The sequence below is a fragment of the Stenotrophomonas sp. K-6 genome (assembly GCF_056861555.1).
On record NZ_JBSPUC010000002.1, the window covers coordinates 41,072 to 65,222 of the forward strand.

A 24,151-nucleotide genomic window follows, 5' to 3' on the forward strand; every position below is an offset into this window, starting at 1 on the left:
CCCAATGATGGCGGTCTGCCATCAAGTAAGCGGCCGTGTGCGCCGCTAACGGGACTATCGAGTTGCGCAGGGACGCCAGCAGGATGACCACCGCGATGACACCGGTATGTCAGCAGCCGCAGATCACGACGCGCCGTGCCGTGGCAGGTCTGGTTCTGCTGTCACTCTGGCTGGGCTGGGTCCTGCCTGCGCTGCTGCGCACACTGCCCGCCGCGCCACCGGCCATGACCGCCGATCAGATCCTGGCCCGGCTGGGCGGATCGCTGCCGGCGGTTGGCGCCCCCATTCTCCTGCTCGCTGACGGCCAGTGCGGCTGCGCCGCGCCGACCGCTCCGCGGCCGGCGTTGCACACCCTCGACCGACGCGACGCTGGCGTACCACTGCCCTATGCCTGGGTGGTACTCGATGCCTCCCGCCGCCTCGTCTATGCCGGCCCGGCACAGCTTGACCCCGGCTGTGGCGGCCTCGCGCGCTCGGCCGCGCCCCTGATCCAGCAGTTGCTTGCGCATCCGCAGGCACCGCTCATCGTTTCATCCCATTGTTCATGCCCACAGGAGTGACCCGCATGTCCACCCACGCAACGCCCCTCCCCTCGCTGGTGGGTCACGAGAAGGTGCCGTACCTGCAGGTCATCGCCGCCGAAGCAGACCGCCTGTTCCTGATGGTCACCGTGCTGCTGTCGGTCGCCTCATTGGTGCTGGCCGCGCGTAGCGGCCAATGGACGCCCTTGCTGGCCATCACCCTGCCCAGCCTCGCGCTGATCGCCCTGCAGACCCGCTGGCTGCCCGGCACCCGCCTGTCGCGGTGCACGGTCGCGCTGGCATGGATGGTGCTGGCCGCCACCTTGATCCACCAGACCCACGGGATGCTGGAAACGCACTTCACGGTGATCGTCCTGATCGCCCTGCTGCTGTATTACCGCGACTGGCTGCCGATCGTGGTCGCGGCCGGGGCCATCGCCGTGCACCACCTGCTGTTCTTCTACCTGCAGTCACGCGGCGCCCCGACGCCGGTGTTCGCCGCCGGCAGCGGCGTTGGCGTGGTCGTGCTGCACGCCACCTACGTCATCGTGGAAACCGCGCTGCTCAGCGCCATGGCGGTGCAGATGCGGCGCCAGCTGCTGCTGATCGGCCACGACCCGCGCGCGCTCGCCGCCATGGCGCGCGGCGTGGTCAATGACCAACCGCTGCCGGCGAACGTGCAGCCCGACCAGTTTCCAGCCGACTCGCTGGCGCGCACCCTGGTGCAGACCAGCCAGCAGCTGCTGGACCGCCGCCATCGCGAACAGGCCAGCCTCGCCGACACCCTGCGCATCCGCACCGCACTGGATGACGTCACCACCCACGTCATGATCGCCGACCGTGACCGCAACATCGTGTTCGTCAACCGCCCGCTGCAGCACATGCTCAGCGGCGTCGAGCAGGATCTGCGCCGCGACCTGCCGCAGTTCAACGCGCGCGATCTGATTGGCCGCAACATCGATATCTTCCATCGCCATCCGGCCCACCAGGCCAAGCTGCTCGATACGCTGGAAGGCACGTATCGCGCCCAGATCCGGATCGGCGGCCGTGTGATGCGCCTGATCGTCAACCCGATCATCGGCGGTGACGGCCAGCGCCAGGGCTTCGTGGTGGAATGGGCCGACCGCACCACCGAACTCCAGGTGGAAGAGGAACTGGGCCGCATCGTGCACGCCGCCGCCAACGGTGACTTCGCCGGGCGCGTCGAGACCGCTGGCAAGCAGGGCTTCTTCCTGCAGCTGGCCGAGCACCTCAACGGCCTGCTGGATGCCAATGCGAGCAGCATCGAACAGATCTCACAGCTGCTCTCCGCGCTGTCGCGGGGCGATCTCACCACGCGCATGGAGGGCGACTTCCACGGTGTGTTCGCACGCATCCAGGACGATGCCAACGCCACGATCGACCAGCTGACCGGCATCGTGTCCAGCATCCAGTCGGCGTCCAGCAGTCTCAGCGCGGCGGCGAGCGGCATGTCCGAAGGCAATGGCCGCCTCTCCAGCCGGACCGAGCAGCAGGCCGCCAGCCTGGAAGAAACCGCCGCCACGATGGAAGAACTCACCGCCACCGTGCGCCAGAATGCCGAGCATGCCCGCCAGGCCAATCGACTGGCCAGTGGTGCATCGGAGGTCGCTTCGCAGGGCGGGGAGGTGGTCGGCGAAGTCATCCGCACCATGAGCGCCATACAGGCCTCCTCCCGCCGCATCGCCGACATCATCTCGGTGATCGATGGCATCGCGTTCCAGACCAACATCCTGGCCCTCAACGCCGCGGTGGAAGCGGCTCGCGCCGGTGAGCAGGGCCGCGGCTTCGCCGTCGTCGCCACCGAAGTGCGCACCCTGGCCCAGCGCTCAGCCGACGCCGCCAAGGAGATCAAGACGCTGATCGACGACTCGGTCGGCAAGGTGGCCCATGGCAGCCAGCTGGTCGATCGTGCCGGGGCCACCATGGGCGATATCGTCACGGCCGTGCGCCAGGTCAACGACATCATGGGCGAGATCTCCGCCGCCTCGCAGGAACAGTCGATGGGCATCGAACAGGTCAATCAGAGCATCGCGCAGATGGACGTCAACACCCGCCAGAACGCCGCGCTGGTGGAAGAGTCGATGACGGCCACGCACGGCATGGCGCATCAGGCCGGGCTGCTGGCCGAAGGAGTGGCGCGCTTCCACCTGGACGACGGCCAGACCTCGGTGCTGCAACGGATCCGGCAGATCGCCAGCGCCCACTGATGGTCCAGGACGCGCCGGCCCTGCACCGGTGCGTCGGTCTCCCTGGCATCTGACCCTACATAATTGTGCCCCGCTGCCGATAAACGGACTGAGCCCTGGCATCTGCGGATGTCGTCACCCGCCCAACTCAGCAGATTCCATGTCCGAAGGCAGCCTCGACGCACACGACCCCTCCCATGCCGCGCACGACGACGGTACGGACGACCGGTATCTGGTCCGCAACCCTCGCCAGATCCGGCAGTTGCTGCAGGCGCTGATCGACCAGCGTTCGTTGATCAACGCCCATCTGGGGGGGCGCGACCAGTCCTTCCCGACCGCCGTCTTGGAACTGGACGAGGACGACGACTGGCTGCTGCTCGACGGCAGCCCGTCCGAGCCCTCCAACCGCGCGGCGGAGGAAGTCGGCCACCTGCTCTGCTTCGCCCAGTTGGACCGGGTGATGGTCCGCTTCCGGCTCGACGGCCTGGAGCGTACGCAGAACGACGGCCACGTAGCCTTCCGCGTGCCGTTTCCGGCAGAGCTGGTGCACCTGCAGCGCCGCGAGCTGTACCGGCTCGAGACCCCGATCACTGATTCGCCGCACCTGAAGTTCCCGATCAATGAAGACCGCAGCGAAGCGCTCCACCTGCGGGTGGTGGACATCAGCGGCGGTGGCCTGGCCGTGACGGTGCCGGTGGACTGCAATGTCTTCTCCCTGCAGAAGCGCTATGCCGCCCAGCTCGACCTGCCTGACAGCAGCCCGCTGCACATCTCGCTGATCGTGTGCAATCAACTGGCCGTCAAGTTGCCCAATGGCGTGGAAATGAAGCGCATCGGCATGCGTTTCGATGACCTCCCGCGTGGCGGCGACAGCGCGATCCAGCGCTACATCTTCCGCATCGACCGGCAGCGCAGTGCCCGGAAAAACGGGGAGATTTGACGGCCGCTTCAACCGCGTGGCGCCGCTGATGCGTGATCTAGCCGCTCGTCCCCCTGGTCACCTGCACACCGACGCACTGTCCAAGGACGGATTGTCCCCCCTAAAGTCGTCCCCAACGAGGCCGATATCCAGCGTGAAGCCGGTTTTTTCGACCGCCACGCCCGACCCAGGACCCCTCGATGAACGACAAGAACACCACCGCCGCCAGCGACGGCGGCGAATACCTCAGCTTCACCCTCGGCGCCGAGCACTACGGCGTGGACATCCTCAAAGTCCAGGAAATCCGCGGCTACGACTCCGTCACCCGCGTCCCCGACGCGCCCGACTACATCAAGGGCGTCATCAACCTGCGCGGCACCATCGTTCCCGTCATCGACCTGCGCCTGAAACTGCGCCTGGAAAACGCGACCTATGACGCCTTCACCGTCATGATCGTGCTCAACGTCGAAGACCGCGTCGTCGGCATCGTGGTGGACAGCGTCTCCGACGTCATCCCGCTGGCCGCCGACCAGATCCGCCCGACCCCCGAGTTCGGCGCCGCCGTCGACACCCGCTTCATCTCCGGCATCGGCACCCAGGATGACCGCATGCTCATCCTGCTGGACATCGAAACGCTGCTCGACAGTGCCGATATGGGCCAGACCCATCTGGTCGTTGACGACGTCGCCGCCTGAGACGTCCGTCACAGAATTTGATCTTCCTGCCCGCATCTGCAACCGCAATGCGGGTCACGGAAAAAAAGTGCTTCAGTTCCCCAGTGGCCGGCCGATAGCTGGATTCAGGACCCGGCTGCACTGGATAGCCCACGGCCGGGCCAACTTGCCCATATCCCCGGAGAATCTCCCGATGAAGTCCCTGCTTGCCCTGTTCTCGGTCGCCGTGCTCGCCACCTCCGCGTCCTCCGCGTTCGCCCAGTCCAACGAGATGATCCCGCCGGAAATGGCGCCGCGTTCGGTCGGCAAGGACGGAATGGTCTGTGGCAAGGTCGAGAAGGCCCGCTACGCCGAAGGCTCTGAAGGCCAGCCGACCTTCCTGTACATGGGCGGTGCGTTCCCGCGCCACACCTTCTCGGCCCGCATCGCCGGCGCCAACCGCGACAAGTTCACCTTCCCGCTGGAATCGCTGGAAGGCAAGACCGTCTGCGTGATCGGCAAGATCGCCCGCGATGCCTCGCGCGCTGAAATCGAAGTCAGCTCGCCGTCCAGCCTGAAGCTGGCCAACATCAAGTAATCCCCGTACGCCCTGCCACGCCGGCACCGGCCGGCGTGGTCGCTGCAACCGGCCACCTCGGCCGGACGCGTTTGCCACTGGAGACCGCACCTGCCATGCCGTGGATCAACAACCTCAAACTGATGCCCAAGTTGATGCTGACTTTCGGCGTCCTCCTGCTGGTGATGCTGCTGCAGGGCATCGTGGCCTACCGTGGCCTCCACTCGCTCAACGGTGTCACCACCGAGTTGGCCGGCGCCCGCATGGACAGCATCCGCACTGCGGGCGAGCTGCGCGGCATGGTCGGTGAGTACCGCAACTCCGCCTATCAGGGCCTCATCCGCGCCAGCGACGACGTCAAGGCCCAGGCCAAGGCGCGCGCAGCGGAACTGCGCACCCAGATCGACGCGTCGATCAAAAAATATCCCGAGCTGATCGACAATCCCCAGCAGAAGAAGCTGTTCGACACCTTCGCCAAGGACTGGACCGATACGCTGGCGTCCTACGACGCCGTCACCGAAATGCTGGAACTGGACCTGCCGGACGACGCCATCGATACGTTCGTCGGCGAAACCCGGACCAAGCATGCCAAGGCCTCGGCCGCCCTGGAGGCGCTGATCGCCGAAGACAACCGCCTTTCGCGCGCGTCCAGTGAGAAGGCCGCATCCACCTATGCCGCCTCGGCTACGCTGACGGTCATCACCCTGCTCGGCGGCGCCGCCCTGGGCCTGGTGCTGGTGTATCTGTTCGCCCGTTCGCTGGTCGGCAGCATGCGCGGTGCCGTCTCGGTCGCCAACGATGTCGCCAGCGGCAAGCTCGATGGTCACATCGATGTCAGCCGCAAGGACGAAGTGGGTGACCTGCTGCAGGCCATGCAGCGCATGCAGCGCGATCTGCGCGAACGCACCGAAACCGACCAGGCCATCGCCCGTGAGAATCTGCGCATCCGTACTGCGCTGGACTACAGCTCCACCGGCGTGTGCCTGACCGACGGCGAGATGAAGATCGTCTATACCAACCGTGCTCTGCAGCAGACGCTCAGCCAGCACGCCGACGAGCTGCACAAAGACCTGCCGGACTTCGACCCCGCCACCGTGCTGGTCGGCAAGTCCGTCCTCGTTCTGGAAAAGAACAACCGCGCCGACGATCGCTTCATGAGCCAGCTGGAACAGCACGGCGTCGCACATCGCCAGCTGCAGTTCGGCCAGGCGCAGTTCGCGCAGTCGGTGACGTCCATCTTCAACGAACAGGGCGAGACCGTCGGCCATGTCGCTGAGTGGCGTGACCGCACCCCGGAGGCCCTGGTCGAAGCCGAAGTCGCCCGCGTCATCGCGCAGGCAGCGGCAGGCGATCTGTCCGGCCGTATCGTCAGCGAGGGCAAGGATGGCTTCTTCCTGCAGCTGGCCCAGCAGATCAATGGTCTGCTGGATGCCAACTCGGCCAGCATCGAACAGGTCTCCAATCTGCTGACCGCCCTGTCCCAGGGCGACCTGAGCGTGCGCATGCACGGCGACTTCCAGGGTGTGTTCGCCCGGATGCGCGACGATGCCAACGCCACGGCCGAACAGCTCAGCAGCATCGTTACCCGCATCAAGGACTCCAGCCAGGCCATCAGCTCGGCCGCCAGCGAAATCGCCACTGGCAACAGCGACCTGTCGCGCCGTACCGAGCAGCAGGCAGCGAATCTGGAAGAAACCGCTGCCTCGATGGAGGAACTGACCTCCACCGTGCGCCAGAACGCCGAGCACGCCCGCCAGGCCAACCAGCTCGCGATCGGCGCGCACAGCGTTGCCTCGCAGGGCGGTGACGTGGTCGGCCAGGTTGTCACCACCATGAGCGCGATCCAGATCTCGTCCAAGAAGATCGCCGAGATCATCTCGGTGATCGACGGCATCGCCTTCCAGACCAACATCCTGGCGCTCAATGCCGCCGTCGAAGCCGCACGTGCTGGTGAACAGGGTCGCGGCTTTGCCGTCGTCGCTTCCGAAGTCCGCACCCTCGCCCAGCGCTCGGCCGGTGCGGCCAAGGAGATCAAGGGCTTGATCGACGATTCCGTCAGCAAGGTCAACGATGGTTCGGCACTCGTGCAGAAGGCCGGTGCCACCATGGGCGAGATCGTCGCCTCGGTGCAGCGCGTGACCGACATCATGGCCGAGATCTCAGCGGCCTCGCAGGAACAGTCGGCCGGCATCGAGCAGGTCAACCAGACCGTCGTGCAGATGGATGAAACCACCCAGCAGAACGCTGCGCTGGTGGAAGAAGCCACGGCTGCCGCCCGCGCCATGGAAGAACAGGCCGGCCACCTCACCGACGCGGTGTCCATCTTCAAGCTGGACGAGCAGGCAGCGGCCCCGGCACCGGCTCGCGCTGCCCGTGCGCCGGTGGTCACGGCAGCGCCTGCTGTGGCACCGGCGGCACGTCGCCCGGCAGCGCGCCCGGTCGCCACCGAACTGGCCGACGGCGACTGGCAGGAATTCTGATTTCCTGACGGCTCGCGTTGTTGCACAAAGGCCCCGGTGCTTCGGCATCGGGGCCTTTTTCGTGCGCAACTGCCCAGCTGAATGGAGAGCGGCTAAATACTCGCCGAAATCGGCCGATAACAGCATTGCCAGACACTTCGTCGCGGCCGGCCAGGTGGGTGAACGTCACCGCGATTTCCCTGGCATCGCCACGTGCTTTCCTGCCGATCAGATGCCCTGCCCATGACTCTATTCCGCCGCTGGAACCAGTACTTCGCCAACCTCTCCGTCCGGCGCAAGCTGAACATGCTGACGTTGTTGATCGCGCTGGGCGTGATTGCCCTGTCGGTCGTCGCCGCGCGCATGCAGTACCTGGACCTGACCGAAACGCGCAAGACCAGCCTCAAAACCCAGGTCGAGCTGACCTACGGCATCCTCGATCATTATCACGGGCTGGCGCAGAGCGGCGAGCTCAGCGAGCAGGAAGCCAAGCAGAGTGCGCTGGAAGCACTGGCCCGCATGCGCGCGGACAACAACGCCTTCTACTACAGCGTTTACGACACCCAGTACCGCGTGATCATGCATCCGTTCCGCAAGGATCTGATCGGCCAGGACATGAAAGACTTCCGTTCCGAGGACGGGGTCCGCCTGTTCTACGACCTGGTCGGCATGGCCCGCATCGGTGGCGGCGTAGTCACCTACAAGTGGGAAAAGGCCGGCGAAAAGGGGCTGTTCGTGAAGTCCGCCTACGCAGGCATGTACCAGCCGTGGCAGTGGGTGATCAGCAGCGGCGTGTACATGGAAGACGTGCAGCAGCAGGCGCTGGTGTTCACCGGCATCATGACCGCCACCGGTGGCGGCGTGGTGCTGATCGTGCTGGCGCTGAGCTGGCTGATCGGCAACCGCATCACCCTGCCCCTGCGTCAGGCCACCCACGTGGCCGAGAGCATCGCGCGCGGCAAGCTGGATAGTCGCATCGGCGAGCAGGCACACGATGAACCCGGTCGCCTGCTGGAAAGCATGGCCCGCATGCAGGAACAGCTGCACGCGGTGATCAGCGGCCAGCGCGAGATGGCGACCCATCACGACGCCGGCAATACCAGCTACCGCATGGATGAGGGCGCCTTCCCGGGCGAGTACGGCCTGATGGTGCATGAGACCAACACCCTGGTCGGCGCGCACGTGCAGACCATGACCGAGGTGCTGTCGGTCGTACAGCGTTACGCGCAGGGTGATCTGCGTGCGGATCTCACCCGCTACCCCGGTGAGAAGGCGCAGATCACCGCCACCGTCGATGCGGTCAAGCAGAACCTGGGCAACATCAATGGCGAGATCCAGCGCCTGGCATCGGCCGCCGCGGCCGGCGACTTCAGCCAGCGCGGCGACACCGCCCGCTTCAATCACGATTTCCGCCTGATGATCGCCAACCTCAACGCGATGATGCAGGTCAGCGACGAGAACCTGGGCAAACTCTCCCAGCTGCTGTCGGCCATCGCCGAAGGCGACCTGACCGCACGCATGGACGGCGATTTCCAGGGCGTGTTCGCCACCATGCGCGACGACGCCAATGCCACCGTCGCGCAGCTGACCCAGATTGTCGGCCAGATCCAGACGGCTGCTGGCAGCATCAACCTGTCCGCGGGCGAAATCGCCACCGGCAACAGTGACCTGTCGCGCCGCACCGAGCAGCAGGCCGCCAATCTGGAAGAAACCGCTGCCTCGATGGAGGAACTGACCTCCACCGTGCGCCAGAACGCCGAGCATGCCCGTCAGGCCAATCAGCTGGCCATCGGTGCGCACTCCGTTGCGTCCCAGGGCGGCAGCGTGGTCGGTGAAGTCGTGACCACCATGGCCGCGATCCAGACCTCGTCCAAGAAGATCGCCGAGATCATCTCGGTCATCGACGGCATCGCCTTCCAGACCAACATCCTGGCGCTGAACGCTGCGGTGGAAGCCGCCCGCGCCGGTGAACAGGGCCGTGGCTTTGCGGTGGTCGCTTCCGAAGTGCGCACCCTGGCCCAGCGTTCGGCCGGTGCGGCCAAGGAGATCAAGGGCCTGATCGATGATTCGGTCGGCAAGGTCGCCGAAGGCTCGCAGCTGGTCAATCAGGCCGGCGCCACCATGGGCGAGATTGTCGCCTCGGTGCAGCGCGTGACCGACATCATGGCCGAGATCTCGGCGGCCTCGCAGGAGCAGTCCGCCGGCATCGACCAGGTCAACCAGACCGTGGTGCAGATGGATGAAACCACCCAGCAGAACGCTGCCTTGGTGGAAGAAGCCACCGCTGCCGCCCGCTCGATGGAGGAGCAGGCCACACAGCTGGCCGATGCCGTCGCCATCTTCCGCCTGGACAACCAGGTCGCCGCCGCCGTCAGCGCCGTCACGGCGCGCGCCGGTGCCGAGCTGCCGCCGGTGCGCAGTGCCCCTCGCCCGGCACCTGCCGCGCCGCGTCCGGTCGCAGCCGCCAAGCCCCCGCGCGCCCTGCCGGCCGATGACGGCAACTGGCAAGAGTTCTGAGTTCCTGCGGCGGTCGCACGACCGCCGCATCCCCCTTTTACTGCGAGCCCGCCCGTGTCCACGCCTCCTGCCACCGCCGCCTCTTCCAATAGCCGCGAATTCGAGTTCGCCGACCGTGATTTCCGCCGTGTCTGCGAGCTGATCTACCAGCGGGTCGGTATCTCGCTGGCGCCCGCAAAGCGCGACATGGTCTATGGCCGCCTCTCGCGCCGGCTGCGTGCGCTCGGCATGCGTAGTTTCAGTGACTATCTGGACCAGCTCGAAGCCCATGGCGGTGAGGAATGGCAGGCGTTCACCAATGCGCTGACCACCAACCTCACCGCGTTCTTCCGTGAGCCGCATCATTTCGAAAAGCTCACCGACGAACTCCGCCTGCGCGGCAACGGTGGCGGCACGCTGCAGCTGTGGTCCTGCGCGGCCTCCACCGGCGAAGAGCCGTACTCGATGGCCATCACCGCCTGCGAGGCCTTCGGCACGCTCAAGCCGCCGGTACGCATCCTGGCCACCGACGTGGACACCCAGGTGCTGGCCACCGCCAGCCGTGGCGTCTACGCGATCGACCGCGTGTCCGGCCTGGATCCGGCGATCCGCAAGCGCTACTTCCAGCGCGGCACCGGGCCCAATGAAGGCCACTGCCGCGTACACCCTGCCCTGCGCGAGCTGATCGACTATCGTCCGCTCAACCTGCTGGCCAACCGCTACGACGTCGGCGGCCCGTTCGACGCCCTGTTCTGCCGCAACGTGATGATCTATTTCGACAAGCCGACCCAGCGCGGCATCCTCTCGCGCCTGATCCAGCACATGGGCGACGACGGCCTGCTCTACACCGGTCATTCGGAAAACTACCTGCACGCCGCCGATCTGATCCAGCCGTGCGGGCGCACCCTGTACAAGCGCGCGCCCGGAGCGCCGGTATGAGTCTGCCGATCCGCAACGATGAGGTCATGCGCTACTACGACAGCCGCTTCCAGGTCACCGCCGCCAAGCTGCTGCCGACCCAGTATCTGGCGGTGGACGACAACACCGCACTGACCACCACGCTGGGCTCCTGCGTGGCTGCGTGCCTGCGGGACCCGGTACTGAAGATCGGCGGCATGAACCACTTCCTGCTGCCCGAGGGCAACGTCGGTGATGGTGCGCCCGCGCGCTACGGCAGCTACGCGATGGAACTGCTGATCAACGACCTGCTCAAGCGCGGCGCGCACCGCAAGCGTCTGGAGGCCAAAGTCTTCGGTGGCGCCAACGTGCTCAAGGGCTTCACCAGCAACCCGGTCGGCACGCGCAACGCCGAGTTCGTGCGCCAGTACCTGCAGGCCGAACACATCCCGATCATTGCCGAAGACCTGTGTGGCATCCACCCGCGCAAGGTGTGGTTCTTCGCCGACACCGGCCGCGTCGTCGTGCAGCGCCTGCCGCATGCGCATGAAGCCGAAGTTGCCGCGACCGAATCGGCCGTGCGCGCCCGCCTGTCCAAAGCCCCGGTCACCGGTGGCGTGGAGCTGTTCGAATGACCCATGGTGCACCCTGCAAAGTCCTGATCGTCGACGACTCGGCGGTCGTGCGTCAGATGCTGAGCGAAATCCTAGACAGCGATCCCGGTATCGAAGTGGTCGGCACCGCCGCCGACCCGCTGCTGGCGCGCGAGAAGATCAAGCGCCTGGCACCGGACGTGATCACGCTGGACGTGGAAATGCCGCGCATGGACGGCCTGGCCTTCCTTGAGAACCTGATGCGCCTGCATCCGCTGCCGGTGGTGATGATTTCCTCGTTGACCGAGCGTGGCGCCGACACCACGCTGCAGGCATTGGCGCTGGGCGCGGTGGACTTCGTGTCCAAGCCCAAGCTGGATGTCGCGCGTGGCCTGCAGGGCTACGCGGACGAGATCATCGCCAAGGTCAAGATGGCCGCACGCTCGCGCGTGCGTCCGCTGGCCCGCCCGAATCCGCCGCGCATCACCCTCGGCGCCGTGGCTCCCGTCGTGCCGCGCTCCATCCAGTTCCGCACCACCGACCGTCTGATCGCCATCGGCGCCTCGGCCGGTGGCACCGAAGCCCTGCGCGTGGTACTGGAAGGCATGCCCGCCGATGCACCGGCCGTGGTGATGACCCAGCACCTGCCGGCCACCTTCAGCACGCCGTTCGCCGAACGCCTGGACCGCCACTCGGCGATGTCCGTGCGCGAAGCCACCGACGGCGAAGCCGTGCTGCCCGGCCATGCGTATCTCCCCCCGGGCGGCAAGCACCTGCGGATCATCCGTGACGGTGCGCGCTGGCGCTGTCGGATCGACGATGGCCCGCCGGTCAACCGACACAAGCCGGCGGTGGACGTGCTGTTCCGTTCCGTCGCCGAAAGCGCCGGCGCCAACGCCATCGGCGCGATCCTGACCGGCATGGGCGACGACGGCGCGCGTGGCCTGCTGGACCTGAAGAACGCGGGCGCACCGACGCTGGTGCAGGATGAAGCGACCAGCGTGGTCTGGGGCATGCCGGGTGCGGCGTTCAAGCTGGGCGCAGCGGAGGAGATGGTGCCGCTGGAACGGATCGCCGAGCGCTTGATGGCGTTGGCGCGGGGTTGAGGCCATCGCGGTGCTGCGGAGCGGGTTCACCCCCGCCCCGCAGCGCAGCGGCGATCACGCGCAGGGCCTCCCCCAGTACAGCCGCATCGGGTTGTCCACCAGCAACTGCTGTTGCAGCGCCCCGGTCACCGCGATCCGCGGAATCATGTCCACCAGCATGCCGTCATCGGGCATGTGCGTTTTCAGGTTCGGGTGCGGCCAGTCCGTTCCCCACAGCACACGCTCGGGGAACCGTTCGACCAGATACCGCGCAAACGGCACCACGTCGTCGTAGCCGGGCGGGCCGATCTGGGACAGCCGCTCCGGGCAGCTGACCTTGGTCCATATATTCCCGTGCTCGGCCATCAGCCGCACGAAGCGCTGGAACTCCGGCCCGTCCACCGCCTTGCTGACGTCCGGACGCCCCATGTGGTCGACCACCACCGTCACCGGCAACGAGGTGAAAAAGTCCCATCGCTCGGCCAGGTCGGCCGCTTCAAAGTACACCACGACATGCCAGCCCAACGGTGCGATGCGCGCGATGATCGCGTGGTAGTAGGCGTCCGGCTTGGGATCGACCAACCGCTTCACGAAATTGAAGCGCACGCCGCGCACGCCGGCCGCGTGCAGCGCCTGCAGTTCTTCATCGGACACCGTATCGCGCACGGTCGCCACGCCCCGTGCACGTCCGCCGGCGCTGCGCAGTGCATCCACCAGCGCCCGGTTGTCCGCGCCGTGGCAGGTGGCCTGCACGATCACGTTGCGGCCGAACCCGAGCAGGTCGCGCAACGCGAACAGCTCGGCCTTGCCGGCATCGCAGGGGGTGTATTTGCGCTCCGGCGCATACGGGAACACGTCGCCCGGCCCGAACACGTGGCAGTGCGCATCCACCGCGCCCGGCGGCGGCACGAATGCCGGCCGGCTCGGGTTCGGAAAGAAATCCAGCCAATCCGCGTCTTTCTCGAACGCCGCCATCACAGCCCCCTCGCCTTGAGCTGCGCGTCCAGCCGCGGGTAGACCCGGCGCGCGTTGCCTTCATACACCTTGTAGCGATCGGCCTCGGACAGTCCCAGCGCCTGCACGTAGCGCAGCGTGTCGTCGAAATACTGCCCGGTTTCCGGATCGATACCGCGCACCGCACCGACCATTTCAGACCCGAACAGGATATTGTCGATCTCGATTACCTTGAACAGCAGGTCGATGCCTGGCTGATGATAGACGCAGGTATCGAAGAACACGTTCTTCATGACGTGCTCGTTCAGCGGCGGCTTGCCCAGCATGTCCGCCAGACCGCGGAAGCGGCCCCAGTGGTAGGGCACCGCACCGCCACCGTGCGGGATGATGAAGCGCAGGTCCGGGAAGTCACGGAACAGGTCACCCTGCAGGAACTGCATGAACGCGGTGGTATCGGCGTTGAGGTAATGCGCGCCGGTCGCATGGAAATTGGCGTTGCAGCTGCCCGAGACGTGCACCATGGCCGGCACATCCAGTTCCACCATCTTCTCGAAGAACGGATACCAGGCCCGATCGGTCAGCGGCAGCCCGGTCCAGTGGCCGCCCGAGGGATCCGGATTGAGGTTGCAGCCGACAAAGCCGAGCTCGTTCACACAGCGCTCCAGTTCGGCGATCGAGTTCGCGATGGGCACCCCCGGCGACTGCGGCAGCTGGCACACGCCGATGAAGGTGTCCGGGTACAGCGCCACGACCCGCGCGATCAGGTCGTTGCAGCGCCGCGTCCATTCGGCGCTGACCGCCTCATCGCCCACGTGATGGGCCATCGTGCTCGCGCGCGGCGAGAAGATGGTCATGTCCGCACCGCGCTCGCGCAGCAGCCGCAGCTGGTTGTTTTCCACGCTCTGGCGCAGTTCGTCATCGCTGATGACCGGGTACACCGGCGCCGGCAGCGACCGGTCGTTGAAATGGGCCACCTGCGCCTTGCGGAACGCATCATGGCTGGCGGGGGCGGTCGTGTAGTGACCGTGGCAATCGATGATCATCAGGGAGCCTCGTGGGGGAGGAGTCACCAGCCGAACAGCTGGGCAAGGTGGACGTCCACGCGCAGCCCGACGATCAGCGCGTCGGGGATGTCGGTGGTGCGGGTCGGCGCGTAGATCGGGTCGGGGTTGATCACATACTGCAGGTTGGGCATCAGCCGGATGCCCTTGTGCACCGCCCAGCCATAGCTGAGCTCGGCGATGATCTCGTCCGCATTCGGCGCGCCGCTGCCGCCGTTGCGTGCGCGACGGTCGCGCAGGAAGGCGATCTGTTCGTCGCTGAAATGCGTGTTGGAGACGAACATGGCCAGCGTGTCCTGGTCGCGGCCGGCGAAGGTGCCGGTCTTGACGAAGCCGACCGCCGCGAACTGGTCCACCGGGGCTTCATTGCCTGTATTGACGTAGGCACGGGCGAACACCGCCAGGCTGCGCTTGCCCTGCCCCCGCCAGACGGTCTGGTCGGCCATCGCATACCAGCCCGTCCGCGCGCCCTCCTGAATGGCAGTGGGCCTGCCGGTCAGCGCGGCGGAGCCGCCGTTCGCATCGAAGTAGGAGCTCTTGCCGCCATCGCTGTTGCGGTACATGCCCACCCGGTAGGTGCGAGGCAGCCGGTCATTGGCGACGCTGGTCTGGTAGCCGGCTTCATACGCGGTGAGGGTGCCGGTCCCCTCGCCGACCGAGAAATCCAGGCCGTTCTTGCCCGCCCTGTTCAGCTCGTTGTTGTAGTCGAACGCCCCACCCTGCACATACCAGCGATCATCCACGTCGTAGCGCAGGATGCCCGCCCACGACGAATTCGGGAACGCGGTGATGCCCAGGTCGGTGATCGCCCCGTACGGGGTCAGGCAGATCGCGTTGCTCATGAACACGCAGTTGAGCGCGGAGGTATTGAAGTAGCTGTTCACCGGCGCGCGGCCAGCGGTGATGCTCAGCCCGTTCTGGAAACGGTGGCGCACGGTCAGCCGGGTCAGGCGGCCGCCGGCCACCGGGCGCCAGGTCTGCTGGGCGCTGATCGAATTGCCGATTTTCTCGCGCGCCAGGTTGCGCCCGGCAAACCAGGCCCATTGCGTATCCACATCGGTATTTCGCACGCCAAACAGCGCATCCAGGTCGAACCTGGACTGGGCCATTACCCAATAAGACCCTTCGGTACCCTGCTCGACACCGCCGGACGGGTTGGAGGCGACATTGCCGACGACATCCAGCGTGAGGTCGACGCCGTCGGGCAGCGCGCCGCTGCGGGCAGGCGCATCGGCCGCCAACACGGGGCTGGCCAGGCAGGCGCCGATGAGCGCGGCCAGAGCAGTACGGGAGAAACGGGACACAGGCAGCTCCTGTCCGGCGCAAGGCAGCCGGGACGTGGATGGAGGGAGGGAGGCCGCCACGACACCCCATGGCGGCCGGATTCACTGCGGCAAGGCTCAGACCGGCTGGGCCGCCAGGACGCGGCGGCGAAGCCGTCGGGTGCCGATCTGCTCGGCCATCACCTTCTCGTCCAGCTTGCCTTCCCATTTGGCGATCACCAGCACCGCGATCGCGTTGCCGACCAGGTTCACGAAGGTCAGGCCTTCAGCCAGGATCCGATGGATGCCCAGGATCAGCGCGATGCTGGCGACCGGAATCGTGCCGGTGGTACCCAGCGTCGCCGCCAGCACCACGAAGGCCGCACCGGCCACGCCCGCGGCGCCCTTGGAGGTCAGCAGCAGCACCGCGATCAGGCCCAGCTGGTGCCACACGGTCAGCTCGGTGTTGGTCGCCTGGGCCAGGAACAGCGCCACCGTGGTCAGGTACAGGCAGGTGCCATCGAGATTGAACGAATAGCCGGCGGGAATCACGAACCCCACCACGCCTTCCTCGCAGCCCAGCTTCTTCATCTTCTCGATCAGGCGCGGCAGCACCGTTTCGGTGGACGTGGTGGCCGCCACGATCACGATTTCATCGCGCAGGTAGGCCAGCAGGCGCCACAGGCTGGCACCGGTCCACCAGCACACACTGCCCAGCACCACGACGGTGAACACCCCGCAGACCACGAAGAACTCGATGATCAGCTCGCCCAGAGACAGCAGCGAGCCGGCGCCAAACTGCCCCACCGTGAAGGCGATCGCACCGAACGCACCGATCGGCGCGAAGTACATGATGTAGCCGATGATCTTGAACAGCGCGCTGGAGGTGGCCTCGATCACCTTCATCACCGGTTCGCCGCGTTCGCCGACCGAGGCCAGCGCCACGCCGAACAGCACCGCCACGAACAGCACCTGCAGCACATGCGCCTCGGTGAAGGCACTGACCAGGGTGTTGGGAATGATCGCCATGACGTAGGACACGATCGACTGGTCATGCGCGCTGTGCACGTAGCCCTGGATGCTGGCCATGTCGATGGTGGCCGGGTCGATGTTCATGCCCGCGCCGGGCTGCCACAGATCCACCGCGACCAGGCCGACGATCAGCGCCAGGATCGTGATGACTTCGAAATAGATCAGCGATTTCAGTGCCAGCCGACCGACGCTGCGCATGTCGCGCATGCCGGCGATCCCGTGCACCACCGTCACGAAGATGATCGGCCCGATCATCATCCGGATCAGCTTGATGAACGCATCGCCGAAGGGCTTCATCGCCGAGCCGATATCCGGCTGCAGCCACCCCAGCACGACACCGATCACGGTGCCGGCCAGAACCTGGAACCACAGTTGGCCAAGAACGCCGAAGCGGCCCGGCCGCTTCTCCACAACAGTCATATCAACCCTCCCAGGTCGCAAGAATAGGGACGCCGCTCGTATTCAGTCGAACAGGACGCCATCAAAGAGTTTTCGCGCGGTGCGCAGGACGGCGGCACGTACCACCTGCCCGGCCGCATCCACGTCCAGGACGCAGCCGGTACTGCCGCTGGGGTGCTCCACCGCCAGGGTCTGCTGCGTGCCGCCCGGCAGCACCGCAAGTGCGTGCGCGGTCGAGCCTTCGATCAGGCAGGCGGTGGCGACCGTGACCGCCCCCAGCACACCGACCGAGGCATGGCAGCGGTGGGGAATGAACGAGCGCACGCTGATCGCACCGCCTTCGCGGGGCGCGGCCACCAGCATCATCTTCGGCACCGACTGCGTGGCCACGTCACCCAGCCGCATCAGCGGGCCCGCCTGCAACCGGATCGCCTCCAGCCGCGCCTTCAGCGCGTCGTCGGCATCCAGCGTCTGCCGATCCTCATAGCCGCTGATGCCCAGGTCGGCCGCCCGCAACACCACGCACGGCATGCCGTTGTCGATCAGGGTCGCCTCCACGCCATCGATCACATCCTGCGCCTGGCCCGTCGGCAGCAGCGCGCCGCAGCTGGAACCGGCGATATCGGCGAACGCCAGCGGCACCGGGGCGGCGCTGCCGGGCACGCCATCGATGCGGGCATCGCCGTCGTAGGCGACCTGCCCGCCGGGCGTCTGCACCGTCGCCACCGCCAGCGTGCCGGTATTGCGCATGAAGATGCGCACGTCGGTCTGCGTCGCCGTTGCATGGACCAGCCCCCGTTCAATTGCGAACGGGCCGACACCGGCCAGCATGTTGCCGCAGTTCTGCGTATCGCTGACCAGCGCCTGGTCCACGAACACCTGCAGGAACAGGTACGCCACATCCGCGTCCTGGCGCTGCGAGGGCGACACGATCGCGACCTTGGAAGTCAGCGGATCCGCGCCCCCCATGCCATCGATCTGCCGCGCATCGGGCGATCCGTAGGCGCGCAGCAGGAAGGCGTCGCGTGCGCCTGCCTCGGCAGGCAGGTCCGAGGCGAGGAAGAAACCGCCCTTGGACGTGCCACCGCGCATCCACATGGCGGGCACGCCCTTACTCATAGCGCAGCCCCTTGGCCGCCAGGCGCTTGCGCATGGCATAGATGTCCAGGCCCAGTTCGCCGTTGGCCAGGCGCTCGCGCTTCTCCGCTTCCCGGGCCTCGCGTGCCTGCGCCTCGCGGGCCACCCGCGCCGCCTCGGTACGCGGCACGATGCAGACGCCGTCATCGTCGGCGATCACCACGTCGCCCGGCTGCACCCATGCGCCGCCGCAGACCACCGGCACGTTCACCGCGCCCAGCGTCTCCTTCACCGTGCCCTGCGCGTGGATCGCCCGGCTCCAGACCGGAAAGCCCATCGCGGTCAGGTCGCGCACGTCACGGACACCGGCATCGATGACCAGGCCGCGGCAACCGCGGACCTGGGCCGATGTCGCCAGCAGGTCACCGAAGTACCCATCGGTGCAGTCGCTGGTGGGCGCCACCACCAGCACGTCGCCCTCGCGCAGCTGCTCGATGGCCACGTGCATCATCCAGTTGTCGCCCGGCGGCACCGAGACGGTGATGGCGCTGCCGGCGATGCGGGCGCCGCTGTAGATCGGGCGCAGCCGGGGGTGCAGCAGACCGCTGCGGCCCTGCGCCTCATGGGCGGTGGCGACACCGGCCTGGGCCAGCGCCTGGACAGCGCCGGTTTCGGCGCGCTCGATCGAGGTGACTACGCGGGACATCCATCCATCCTTCGTTGACGATGGCGCAGTCTGTGCCGCGGGCGTTCGGCACCTCAAGATCGTTTTTCGAAAGTGCCATTGGGTTTGGTTATAGTTGATGCATGGCGACGCATCCGGAACTGAACCTCAAGCACCTGCACGCACTGGTGGCCGTGCATCACCATGGCGGCATCAGCGCCGCTGCGCCGCACGTCAACCTGTCCCAGCCCGCGCTGACCCAGGCCATCGCGCGGCTGGAAGCGCAACTCGACGCACCGCTGTTCGATCGCCAGCCCGGCGGCATGGCGCCCACCGAAGCGGCGCGCCTGCTGGTGCCGCGCATCGAGCGTGCACTGGCCTACATCACCCACGGGGTGCGGGTCGCCCGCCGCGGCCAGCGCCTGCCGGCGATGCCGGCCGTGGAGCGCCACGTGACCCTGCCGCAGCTGCGCGCGCTGGCCGCTGTCGACAGCGCCGGCAGTTTCACCCTGGCAGCAACGCGGGCCGGGCTTTCACAGCCGGCAATCTACCGCGCCGTCCATGAGCTGGCCGCTGCGATCGAGATCCCGCTGACGGTCCGTCGCGGCAAGACGGTGCAGCCCACCCCGGCGGCGACCCGGATGCTGCGGCTGGTCCGCCTGGCCCTGTCCGAGCTGGCGGCCGGGGTGGACGAGCTTGCGTCGCTGCGCAGCGAACGCGGCGGACGGGTCACCCTCGGCGTGATGCCGCTGGCACGCGCCATCCTGCTGCCGCAGGTGCTGGCGCGCTTTGCCCGCGCCCATCCGGGTGCGGCGGTGAATGTGATCGAAGGTCCGTACGCCGAACTGCTGGGCGATCTGCGCGAAGGCAGCCTGGATCTCCTGATCGGCGCGATGCGCGACACGCTGCCGGTACGCGACATCGCCCAGGAAGGCCTGTTCGACGACGACCCGGTGATCGTGGCGCGCAGCGGGCATCCGTTGGCGCGTGCGGGCGGATTCACCTTCGCGCAGCTGCTCGACTTCCCCTGGGTGATCGCGGCGACCGGTGCGCCCGTGCGTGCGCGCTGGGAGCGCATGTTCCGCCAGCACGGACACGAACCGCCGCGCCTGCGCATCGAATGCGGCTCGGTGCTGATCACCCGCGGCCTGCTGCTGGAAGACGACTGGTTGACCCTGATGTCACGCGATCAGTTCGTGATCGAACGCCGCGCCGGCCTGCTCTGTGAGATCGGCAGCGCCGGCGACGACCTGCGCCGCCGCATCGGCCTCACCACCCGCGCCGACTGGCACCCGACCCGCCTGCAGCAGGCATTCGTGGAAACCTTCCGCGCTGTCTGCGCAGAACGCAGCAGCGATGCGGAAAACGCGTGGCCCTTCCGCTATCCACCGGAAAGATGATCCGCCCTCCCTCCTGGGAGGACCTGGAGCCCCGGCGTTGGGTACTTCATTCCTGCCCCGTCTGTGACGGCCGTAGCGGTCCGACTGTTCACCCTGTGGTGAGATGGGCGTCCAGAGGAAGGTAAGAAATGCCATGGAAGGGCCTTTGCGATCGACCATCAGCGCCTTGCTGCTCGCCGCGCTGTGCTGCCTGCCTTCACCTCTGGCCGCGAGTGGCAGCCTTTTCTATTTCAGCGCGTCACAGGGCGCATTCCATTTTTCGCTGGAAATGACCGGTCGGCAGGACGTCGGCGCCATCCAGATCATGTCGAGCCAGTTCAAGAGCTACATGCCGCAGCGCACCTATTACGTCGAATTCAACCGTGCCCAGAAGCGGGCCTACATACGTCCGCGCAAGCGCGAAGGGCTGCCGTGGTTCGAGGTCGATGTGGTGGGCAACACCGGTGTACTGCTCTACGAGGGCCGGCGGGTGCAGGGCACGGCCGACTGGACGCCCGAGGTCTGGGACGACTGAAACGAAAAACCCCCGGCGCTGGCCGGGGGTTTTCGTTCAACACATCAAGCGGTCACGCTCAGGCAGCAACCGTACCGGCCACGTCCTGGTAATCCTCGATCTGGTCGAAGTTCATGTAGCGGTAGATGTCCTTGCTGCTGGCATCGAGCACACCGATGTCGGCCATGTACTCTTCCTTGGTCGGGATGCGACCCAGGCGCGAGCAGATCGCGGCCAGCTCGGCCGAACCCAGGTACACGTTCGAATTGCGGCCCAGGCGGTTCGGGAAGTTGCGGGTCGAGGTCGAGAACACCGTTGCGCCCTCGCGCACCTGCGCCTGGTTGCCCATGCACAGCGAGCAGCCCGGCATTTCCATGCGGGCGCCGGCGGTGCCGAAGGTGCCGTAATGGCCTTCCTTGGTCAGCTCCGAAGCATCCATCTTGGTCGGCGGGGCCACCCACAGCTTGGTCGGGATGTCGCGCTTGCCTTCCAGCAGCTTGGCGGCCGCACGGAAGTGACCGATGTTGGTCATGCACGAACCGATGAACACTTCGTCGATAGCCGCACCGGCCACGTCGGACAGTGTCTTGACGTCATCCGGATCGTTCGGGCAGGCGACGATCGGCTCGTGGATGTCGGCCAGGTCGATCTCGATGACGGCGGCGTATTCGGCGTCGGCATCCGGGGCCAGCAGCTCCGGGTTGGCCAGCCAGGCTTCCATCTTCTCGATGCGGCGTGCCAGCGAACGGGCGTCCTGGTAACCCTCGGCGATCATCCACTTCAGCAGCGTAATGTTGCTGGTGAGGTACTCGATGATCGGCTCCTTGTTCAGGTGCACCGAGCAACCGGCGGCCGAACGTTCGGCCGAGGCATCGGACAGTTCGAACGCCTGCTCGACCTTCAGGTCCGGCAGGCCTTCGATTTCCAGGATGCGGCCGGAGAAGATGTTCTTCTTGCCCGCCTTGGCCACGGTCAGCAGACCGGACTTGATCGCATACAGCGGGATCGCGTTGACCAGATCACGCAGGGTCACGCCCGGCTGCATCGTGCCCTTGAAGCGGACCAGCACCGATTCGGGCATGTCCAGCGGCATCACGCCGGTGGCCGCGGCGAAGGCGACCAGGCCCGAGCCGGCCGGGAACGAAATGCCCACCGGGAACCGGGTGTGCGAGTCGCCACCGGTGCCGACGGTGTCGGGCAGCAGCATGCGGTTGAGCCAGCTGTGGATCACGCCATCGCCCGGCCGCAGCGAGATGCCGCCACGGGTGGAGATGAACTCCGGCAGCGTGTGGTGGGTCTTGACGTCCACCGGCTTCGGGTACGCCGCGGTGTGGCAGAACGACTGCATCACCAGGTCGGCCGAGAAGCCCAGGCAGGCCAGATCCTTCAGCTCGTCACGGGTCATCGGGCCGGTGGTGTCCTGCGAGCCCACCGAGGTCATCTTCGGTTCGCAGTAGGTGCCCGGGCGCATGCCCTGGCCTTCCGGCAGGCCACAGGCGCGGCCGACCATCTTCTGCGCCAGCGAGAAGCCCTTTCCGGTATCGGGCGGGTCCATCGGCAGGCGGAACAGATCGGTCGGGGCCAGGCCCAGCGCTTCACGCGCCTTGGCGGTCAGGCCGCGGCCGATGATCAGCGGAATGCGGCCACCGGCGCGCACTTCGTCGAACAGCACGTCGGACTTGACCTTGAACTCGGCGATGACGGCGCCGTCCTTCAGGGCCTTGCCGTCGTACGGACGCAGCTCGATCACATCGCCCATGTTCATCTGCGACACGTCGAGTTCGATCGGCAGCGCGCCGGCGTCTTCCATCGTGTTGTAGAAGATCGGCGCGATCTTCGAGCCCAGGCACACGCCGCCGAAGCGCTTGTTCGGGATGAACGGAATATCTTCGCCGGTGAACCACAGCACCGAGTTGGTGGCCGACTTGCGGCTGGAACCGGTACCGACCACGTCGCCCACGTAGGCGACCAGGTGACCCTTGTCCTTCAGCGATTCGATGAACTTGACCGGGCCGCGCTTGCCGTCTTCTTCCGGCTCGATGCCATCACGCTTGTTCTTCAGCATCGCCAGGGCGTGCAGCGGGATGTCCGGGCGGGTGGTGGCGTCCGGCGCCGGCGACAGGTCATCGGTGTTGGTTTCGCCGGTCACCTTGAGCACGGTGATGGTCAGGCTTTCCGGCACCTGCGGACGGCTGGTGAACCACTCGGCATCGGCCCAGCTCTGCAGCACGCCCTGTGCGTTCGCGTTGCCGGCCTTGGCCTTTTCCTGCACGTCGTGGAAGGCATCGAACACCAGCAGGGTGTTCTTCAGTGCATCGGCGGCAATCGCACCAACGGTGGCGTCGTCCAGCAGCTGGACCAGCGGCGCGACGTTGTAACCGCCAAGCATGGTGCCCAGCAGTTCGGTGGCGCGCTCGCGCGTGATCAGCGGATTGACTTCGCTGCCCAGCGCGATCGCGGCCAGGTACGAGGCCTTGACCTTGGCAGCGTCATCGACGCCGGCCGGCACGCGGTGGGTCAGCAGTTCCAGCAGGAACTCGGCTTCGCCGGCCGGCGGGTTCTTCAGCAGTTCGATGACGTCGGCCGTCTGCTGGGCGCTCAGCGGCAGCGGCGGGATGCCAAGCGCGGCGCGCTCGGCTACGTGGTGGCGGTAGGCTTCCAACATGACAACTCCCGGGTGATTCTTTGAAAGAATGCGGTTTAAAAGTATGGGCTCAGGCGTGCGGCACGATCAGCTTCAGGCCCTTGAAGTAGTCGCGGTAAAACGTATCGTTCCAGGTGATCAGGCCATCGCACTGCAGCAGTGCATGCGACCCGACCATGAATTCATCCAGCCCGCGTGGCTTGGCACCCCGCTGCCGGTGGCGGCGGTGCATCTCACCGGCGCGCAATGCGGACTTGGCCTCCAGCGGACTGAAGTGGACGCCCATTTCCTCCAGCGCCTCCTGCACTTCGGCGCCGCCGCGCAGCGACGCGCAGATCTCGGCCAGGGTCACTCCGCAGATCACCACGCGGCCGCCGACCAGGCTCTGGCGCAGGCCCGCTTCGACCGCATCGGCCTGCGGACCATTGCTGAGCAGCTCGATCAGCACCGGTGAATCGACGGCGATCATCACGCGCTCATTCCTCGTCGCGGACCGCGCGCACGGCCGCTTCGGCCGAATCGAAACCATCGAGCGCGAATTTGCCGCGGGCACGGGAGATCGCATCGTCCACGCTCTTGCGCAGGATGATGCGGCTGCCCTCGAGCTCCACCTTCAGCTGGGTGCCCTTGGTCAGGCCAAGCGCATCACGGACCGCCTTGGGCAAGGTGATCTGCCCGCGTTCTGCAACGGTAGCTTCCATCGGTACGCCCTCCAAAGTATGCACAAATTATACATACTTCCGTGGGCATACTTCCAC

21 protein-coding genes are annotated in these 24,151 nt (G+C 66.6%); 12 read left to right on the plus strand and 9 right to left on the minus strand.

All coding sequences use genetic code 11. The features are described 5' to 3' along the window. Nucleotides 1-83 precede the first annotated feature (83 nt). From AC13F7_RS05580 to AC13F7_RS05625, 10 genes are all read left to right on the plus strand, one after another. On the plus strand, nucleotides 84-560 hold the full coding sequence (locus AC13F7_RS05580; RefSeq protein ID WP_482999518.1) for a hypothetical protein: 477 nt from the start codon (nucleotides 84-86) through the stop codon (nucleotides 558-560). A 5-nt stretch (nucleotides 561-565) separates the two neighbouring features. Then, a complete protein-coding gene (locus AC13F7_RS05585; RefSeq protein WP_482999519.1) occupies nucleotides 566-2,749 on the plus strand; it encodes a methyl-accepting chemotaxis protein in 2,184 nt (727 codons plus the stop codon). Between the two features lie 139 nt (nucleotides 2,750-2,888). After that, entirely contained in the window at nucleotides 2,889-3,668 is a 780-nt protein-coding gene (locus AC13F7_RS05590; protein WP_482999520.1) for a flagellar brake protein, read from the plus strand. 179 nt (nucleotides 3,669-3,847) lie between these two features. Next, nucleotides 3,848-4,342 (plus strand): chemotaxis protein CheW, encoded by a 495-nt coding sequence (locus AC13F7_RS05595; RefSeq protein ID WP_123729178.1) that lies wholly within the window; start codon nucleotides 3,848-3,850, stop codon nucleotides 4,340-4,342. A gap of 172 nt (nucleotides 4,343-4,514) precedes the next feature. Next, complete coding sequence (locus AC13F7_RS05600; protein ID WP_481468185.1) at nucleotides 4,515-4,898, plus strand: hypothetical protein; 384 nt, start codon at nucleotides 4,515-4,517, stop codon at nucleotides 4,896-4,898. 95 nt (nucleotides 4,899-4,993) lie between these two features. Next, entirely contained in the window at nucleotides 4,994-7,357 is a 2,364-nt protein-coding gene (locus AC13F7_RS05605) for a methyl-accepting chemotaxis protein (protein ID WP_482999521.1), read from the plus strand. Between the two features lie 222 nt (nucleotides 7,358-7,579). Then, a complete protein-coding gene (locus tag AC13F7_RS05610) occupies nucleotides 7,580-9,853 on the plus strand; it encodes a methyl-accepting chemotaxis protein (RefSeq protein ID WP_482999522.1) in 2,274 nt (757 codons plus the stop codon). A gap of 54 nt (nucleotides 9,854-9,907) precedes the next feature. After that, complete coding sequence (locus AC13F7_RS05615) at nucleotides 9,908-10,771, plus strand: CheR family methyltransferase (RefSeq protein ID WP_481468189.1); 864 nt, start codon at nucleotides 9,908-9,910, stop codon at nucleotides 10,769-10,771. Beyond that, on the plus strand, nucleotides 10,768-11,364 hold the full coding sequence (cheD, locus tag AC13F7_RS05620; protein ID WP_123729173.1) for a chemoreceptor glutamine deamidase CheD: 597 nt from the start codon (nucleotides 10,768-10,770) through the stop codon (nucleotides 11,362-11,364). The genes AC13F7_RS05615 and cheD overlap by 4 nt, the downstream gene beginning before the upstream one ends. Continuing rightward, nucleotides 11,361-12,428, plus strand: coding sequence for a protein-glutamate methylesterase/protein-glutamine glutaminase (locus AC13F7_RS05625; RefSeq protein WP_482999523.1), 1,068 nt, complete (start codon nucleotides 11,361-11,363; stop codon nucleotides 12,426-12,428). The genes cheD and AC13F7_RS05625 overlap by 4 nt, the downstream gene beginning before the upstream one ends. Before the next feature lie 54 nt (nucleotides 12,429-12,482). Here AC13F7_RS05625 and AC13F7_RS05630 read toward each other — a convergent pair whose 3' ends face one another. The 6 genes from AC13F7_RS05630 to AC13F7_RS05655 form a co-directional block, all read right to left on the minus strand. Beyond that, nucleotides 12,483-13,382, minus strand: coding sequence for an amidohydrolase family protein (locus tag AC13F7_RS05630; protein ID WP_482999524.1), 900 nt, complete (start codon nucleotides 13,380-13,382; stop codon nucleotides 12,483-12,485). Next, entirely contained in the window at nucleotides 13,382-14,404 is a 1,023-nt protein-coding gene (locus tag AC13F7_RS05635; protein WP_482999525.1) for an amidohydrolase family protein, read from the minus strand. The genes AC13F7_RS05630 and AC13F7_RS05635 overlap by 1 nt, the downstream gene beginning before the upstream one ends. 23 nt (nucleotides 14,405-14,427) lie before the next feature. Further along, nucleotides 14,428-15,726 carry a carbohydrate porin gene (locus AC13F7_RS05640; protein ID WP_482999526.1) on the minus strand — a complete coding sequence of 433 codons (1,299 nt, stop codon included), beginning with the start codon at nucleotides 15,724-15,726 and terminating at the stop codon, nucleotides 14,428-14,430. A 96-nt stretch (nucleotides 15,727-15,822) separates the two neighbouring features. Further along, nucleotides 15,823-17,136 carry a C4-dicarboxylate transporter DctA gene (gene dctA, locus AC13F7_RS05645; protein WP_481475757.1) on the minus strand — a complete coding sequence of 438 codons (1,314 nt, stop codon included), beginning with the start codon at nucleotides 17,134-17,136 and terminating at the stop codon, nucleotides 15,823-15,825. A 42-nt stretch (nucleotides 17,137-17,178) separates the two neighbouring features. Then, nucleotides 17,179-18,234, minus strand: coding sequence for a 4-oxalomesaconate tautomerase (locus tag AC13F7_RS05650; protein WP_482999527.1), 1,056 nt, complete (start codon nucleotides 18,232-18,234; stop codon nucleotides 17,179-17,181). Next, the gene (locus AC13F7_RS05655) at nucleotides 18,227-18,898 is read right to left on the minus strand and encodes a 4-carboxy-4-hydroxy-2-oxoadipate aldolase/oxaloacetate decarboxylase (RefSeq protein WP_482999528.1); all 672 of its coding nucleotides are present in this window, start codon (nucleotides 18,896-18,898) and stop codon (nucleotides 18,227-18,229) included. The genes AC13F7_RS05650 and AC13F7_RS05655 overlap by 8 nt, the downstream gene beginning before the upstream one ends. A 101-nt stretch (nucleotides 18,899-18,999) precedes the next feature. On the opposite strand from AC13F7_RS05655, the gene AC13F7_RS05660 reads away from it, so the two are divergent. Both AC13F7_RS05660 and AC13F7_RS05665 read left to right on the plus strand, forming a co-directional pair. Next, the gene (locus tag AC13F7_RS05660; protein WP_482999529.1) at nucleotides 19,000-20,256 is read left to right on the plus strand and encodes a LysR family transcriptional regulator; all 1,257 of its coding nucleotides are present in this window, start codon (nucleotides 19,000-19,002) and stop codon (nucleotides 20,254-20,256) included. 145 nt (nucleotides 20,257-20,401) lie between these two features. Next, nucleotides 20,402-20,770 (plus strand): hypothetical protein, encoded by a 369-nt coding sequence (locus tag AC13F7_RS05665; RefSeq protein WP_482999530.1) that lies wholly within the window; start codon nucleotides 20,402-20,404, stop codon nucleotides 20,768-20,770. A gap of 58 nt (nucleotides 20,771-20,828) precedes the next feature. On the opposite strand, the gene acnB is transcribed toward AC13F7_RS05665, so the two are convergent. The 3 genes from acnB to AC13F7_RS05680 are packed head-to-tail and all read right to left on the minus strand — an operon-like array spanning nucleotide 20,829 to nucleotide 24,094. Next, nucleotides 20,829-23,414, minus strand: coding sequence for a bifunctional aconitate hydratase 2/2-methylisocitrate dehydratase (gene acnB / locus AC13F7_RS05670; RefSeq protein ID WP_482999531.1), 2,586 nt, complete (start codon nucleotides 23,412-23,414; stop codon nucleotides 20,829-20,831). A gap of 49 nt (nucleotides 23,415-23,463) precedes the next feature. Next, a complete protein-coding gene (locus AC13F7_RS05675) occupies nucleotides 23,464-23,862 on the minus strand; it encodes a type II toxin-antitoxin system VapC family toxin (protein WP_019182936.1) in 399 nt (132 codons plus the stop codon). Nucleotides 23,863-23,869: 7 nt separating this feature from the next. Further along, nucleotides 23,870-24,094 carry an AbrB/MazE/SpoVT family DNA-binding domain-containing protein gene (locus AC13F7_RS05680; protein WP_019182937.1) on the minus strand — a complete coding sequence of 75 codons (225 nt, stop codon included), beginning with the start codon at nucleotides 24,092-24,094 and terminating at the stop codon, nucleotides 23,870-23,872. Nucleotides 24,095-24,151: the final 57 nt, after the last annotated feature.

Bases quoted from the DNA above. Each gene is read 5' to 3' on its own strand.
- AC13F7_RS05580 (WP_482999518.1), top strand. From the start codon at position 84: ATGACCACCGCGATGACACCGGTATGTCAGCAGCCGCAGATCACGACG.
- AC13F7_RS05585 (WP_482999519.1), top strand. From the start codon at position 566: ATGTCCACCCACGCAACGCCCCTCCCCTCGCTGGTGGGTCACGAGAAG.
- AC13F7_RS05590 (WP_482999520.1), top strand. From the start codon at position 2,889: ATGTCCGAAGGCAGCCTCGACGCACACGACCCCTCCCATGCCGCGCAC.
- AC13F7_RS05595 (WP_123729178.1), top strand. From the start codon at position 3,848: ATGAACGACAAGAACACCACCGCCGCCAGCGACGGCGGCGAATACCTC.
- AC13F7_RS05600 (WP_481468185.1), top strand. From the start codon at position 4,515: ATGAAGTCCCTGCTTGCCCTGTTCTCGGTCGCCGTGCTCGCCACCTCC.
- AC13F7_RS05605 (WP_482999521.1), top strand. From the start codon at position 4,994: ATGCCGTGGATCAACAACCTCAAACTGATGCCCAAGTTGATGCTGACT.
- AC13F7_RS05610 (WP_482999522.1), top strand. From the start codon at position 7,580: ATGACTCTATTCCGCCGCTGGAACCAGTACTTCGCCAACCTCTCCGTC.
- cheD (WP_123729173.1), top strand. From the start codon at position 10,768: ATGAGTCTGCCGATCCGCAACGATGAGGTCATGCGCTACTACGACAGC.
- AC13F7_RS05625 (WP_482999523.1), top strand. From the start codon at position 11,361: ATGACCCATGGTGCACCCTGCAAAGTCCTGATCGTCGACGACTCGGCG.
- AC13F7_RS05630 (WP_482999524.1), bottom strand. From the start codon at position 13,382: ATGGCGGCGTTCGAGAAAGACGCGGATTGGCTGGATTTCTTTCCGAAC.
- AC13F7_RS05635 (WP_482999525.1), bottom strand. From the start codon at position 14,404: ATGATCATCGATTGCCACGGTCACTACACGACCGCCCCCGCCAGCCAT.
- dctA (WP_481475757.1), bottom strand. From the start codon at position 17,136: ATGACTGTTGTGGAGAAGCGGCCGGGCCGCTTCGGCGTTCTTGGCCAA.
- AC13F7_RS05650 (WP_482999527.1), bottom strand. From the start codon at position 18,234: ATGAGTAAGGGCGTGCCCGCCATGTGGATGCGCGGTGGCACGTCCAAG.
- AC13F7_RS05655 (WP_482999528.1), bottom strand. From the start codon at position 18,898: ATGTCCCGCGTAGTCACCTCGATCGAGCGCGCCGAAACCGGCGCTGTC.
- AC13F7_RS05660 (WP_482999529.1), top strand. From the start codon at position 19,000: ATGGCGACGCATCCGGAACTGAACCTCAAGCACCTGCACGCACTGGTG.
- acnB (WP_482999531.1), bottom strand. From the start codon at position 23,414: ATGTTGGAAGCCTACCGCCACCACGTAGCCGAGCGCGCCGCGCTTGGC.
- AC13F7_RS05675 (WP_019182936.1), bottom strand. From the start codon at position 23,862: ATGATCGCCGTCGATTCACCGGTGCTGATCGAGCTGCTCAGCAATGGT.
- AC13F7_RS05680 (WP_019182937.1), bottom strand. From the start codon at position 24,094: ATGGAAGCTACCGTTGCAGAACGCGGGCAGATCACCTTGCCCAAGGCG.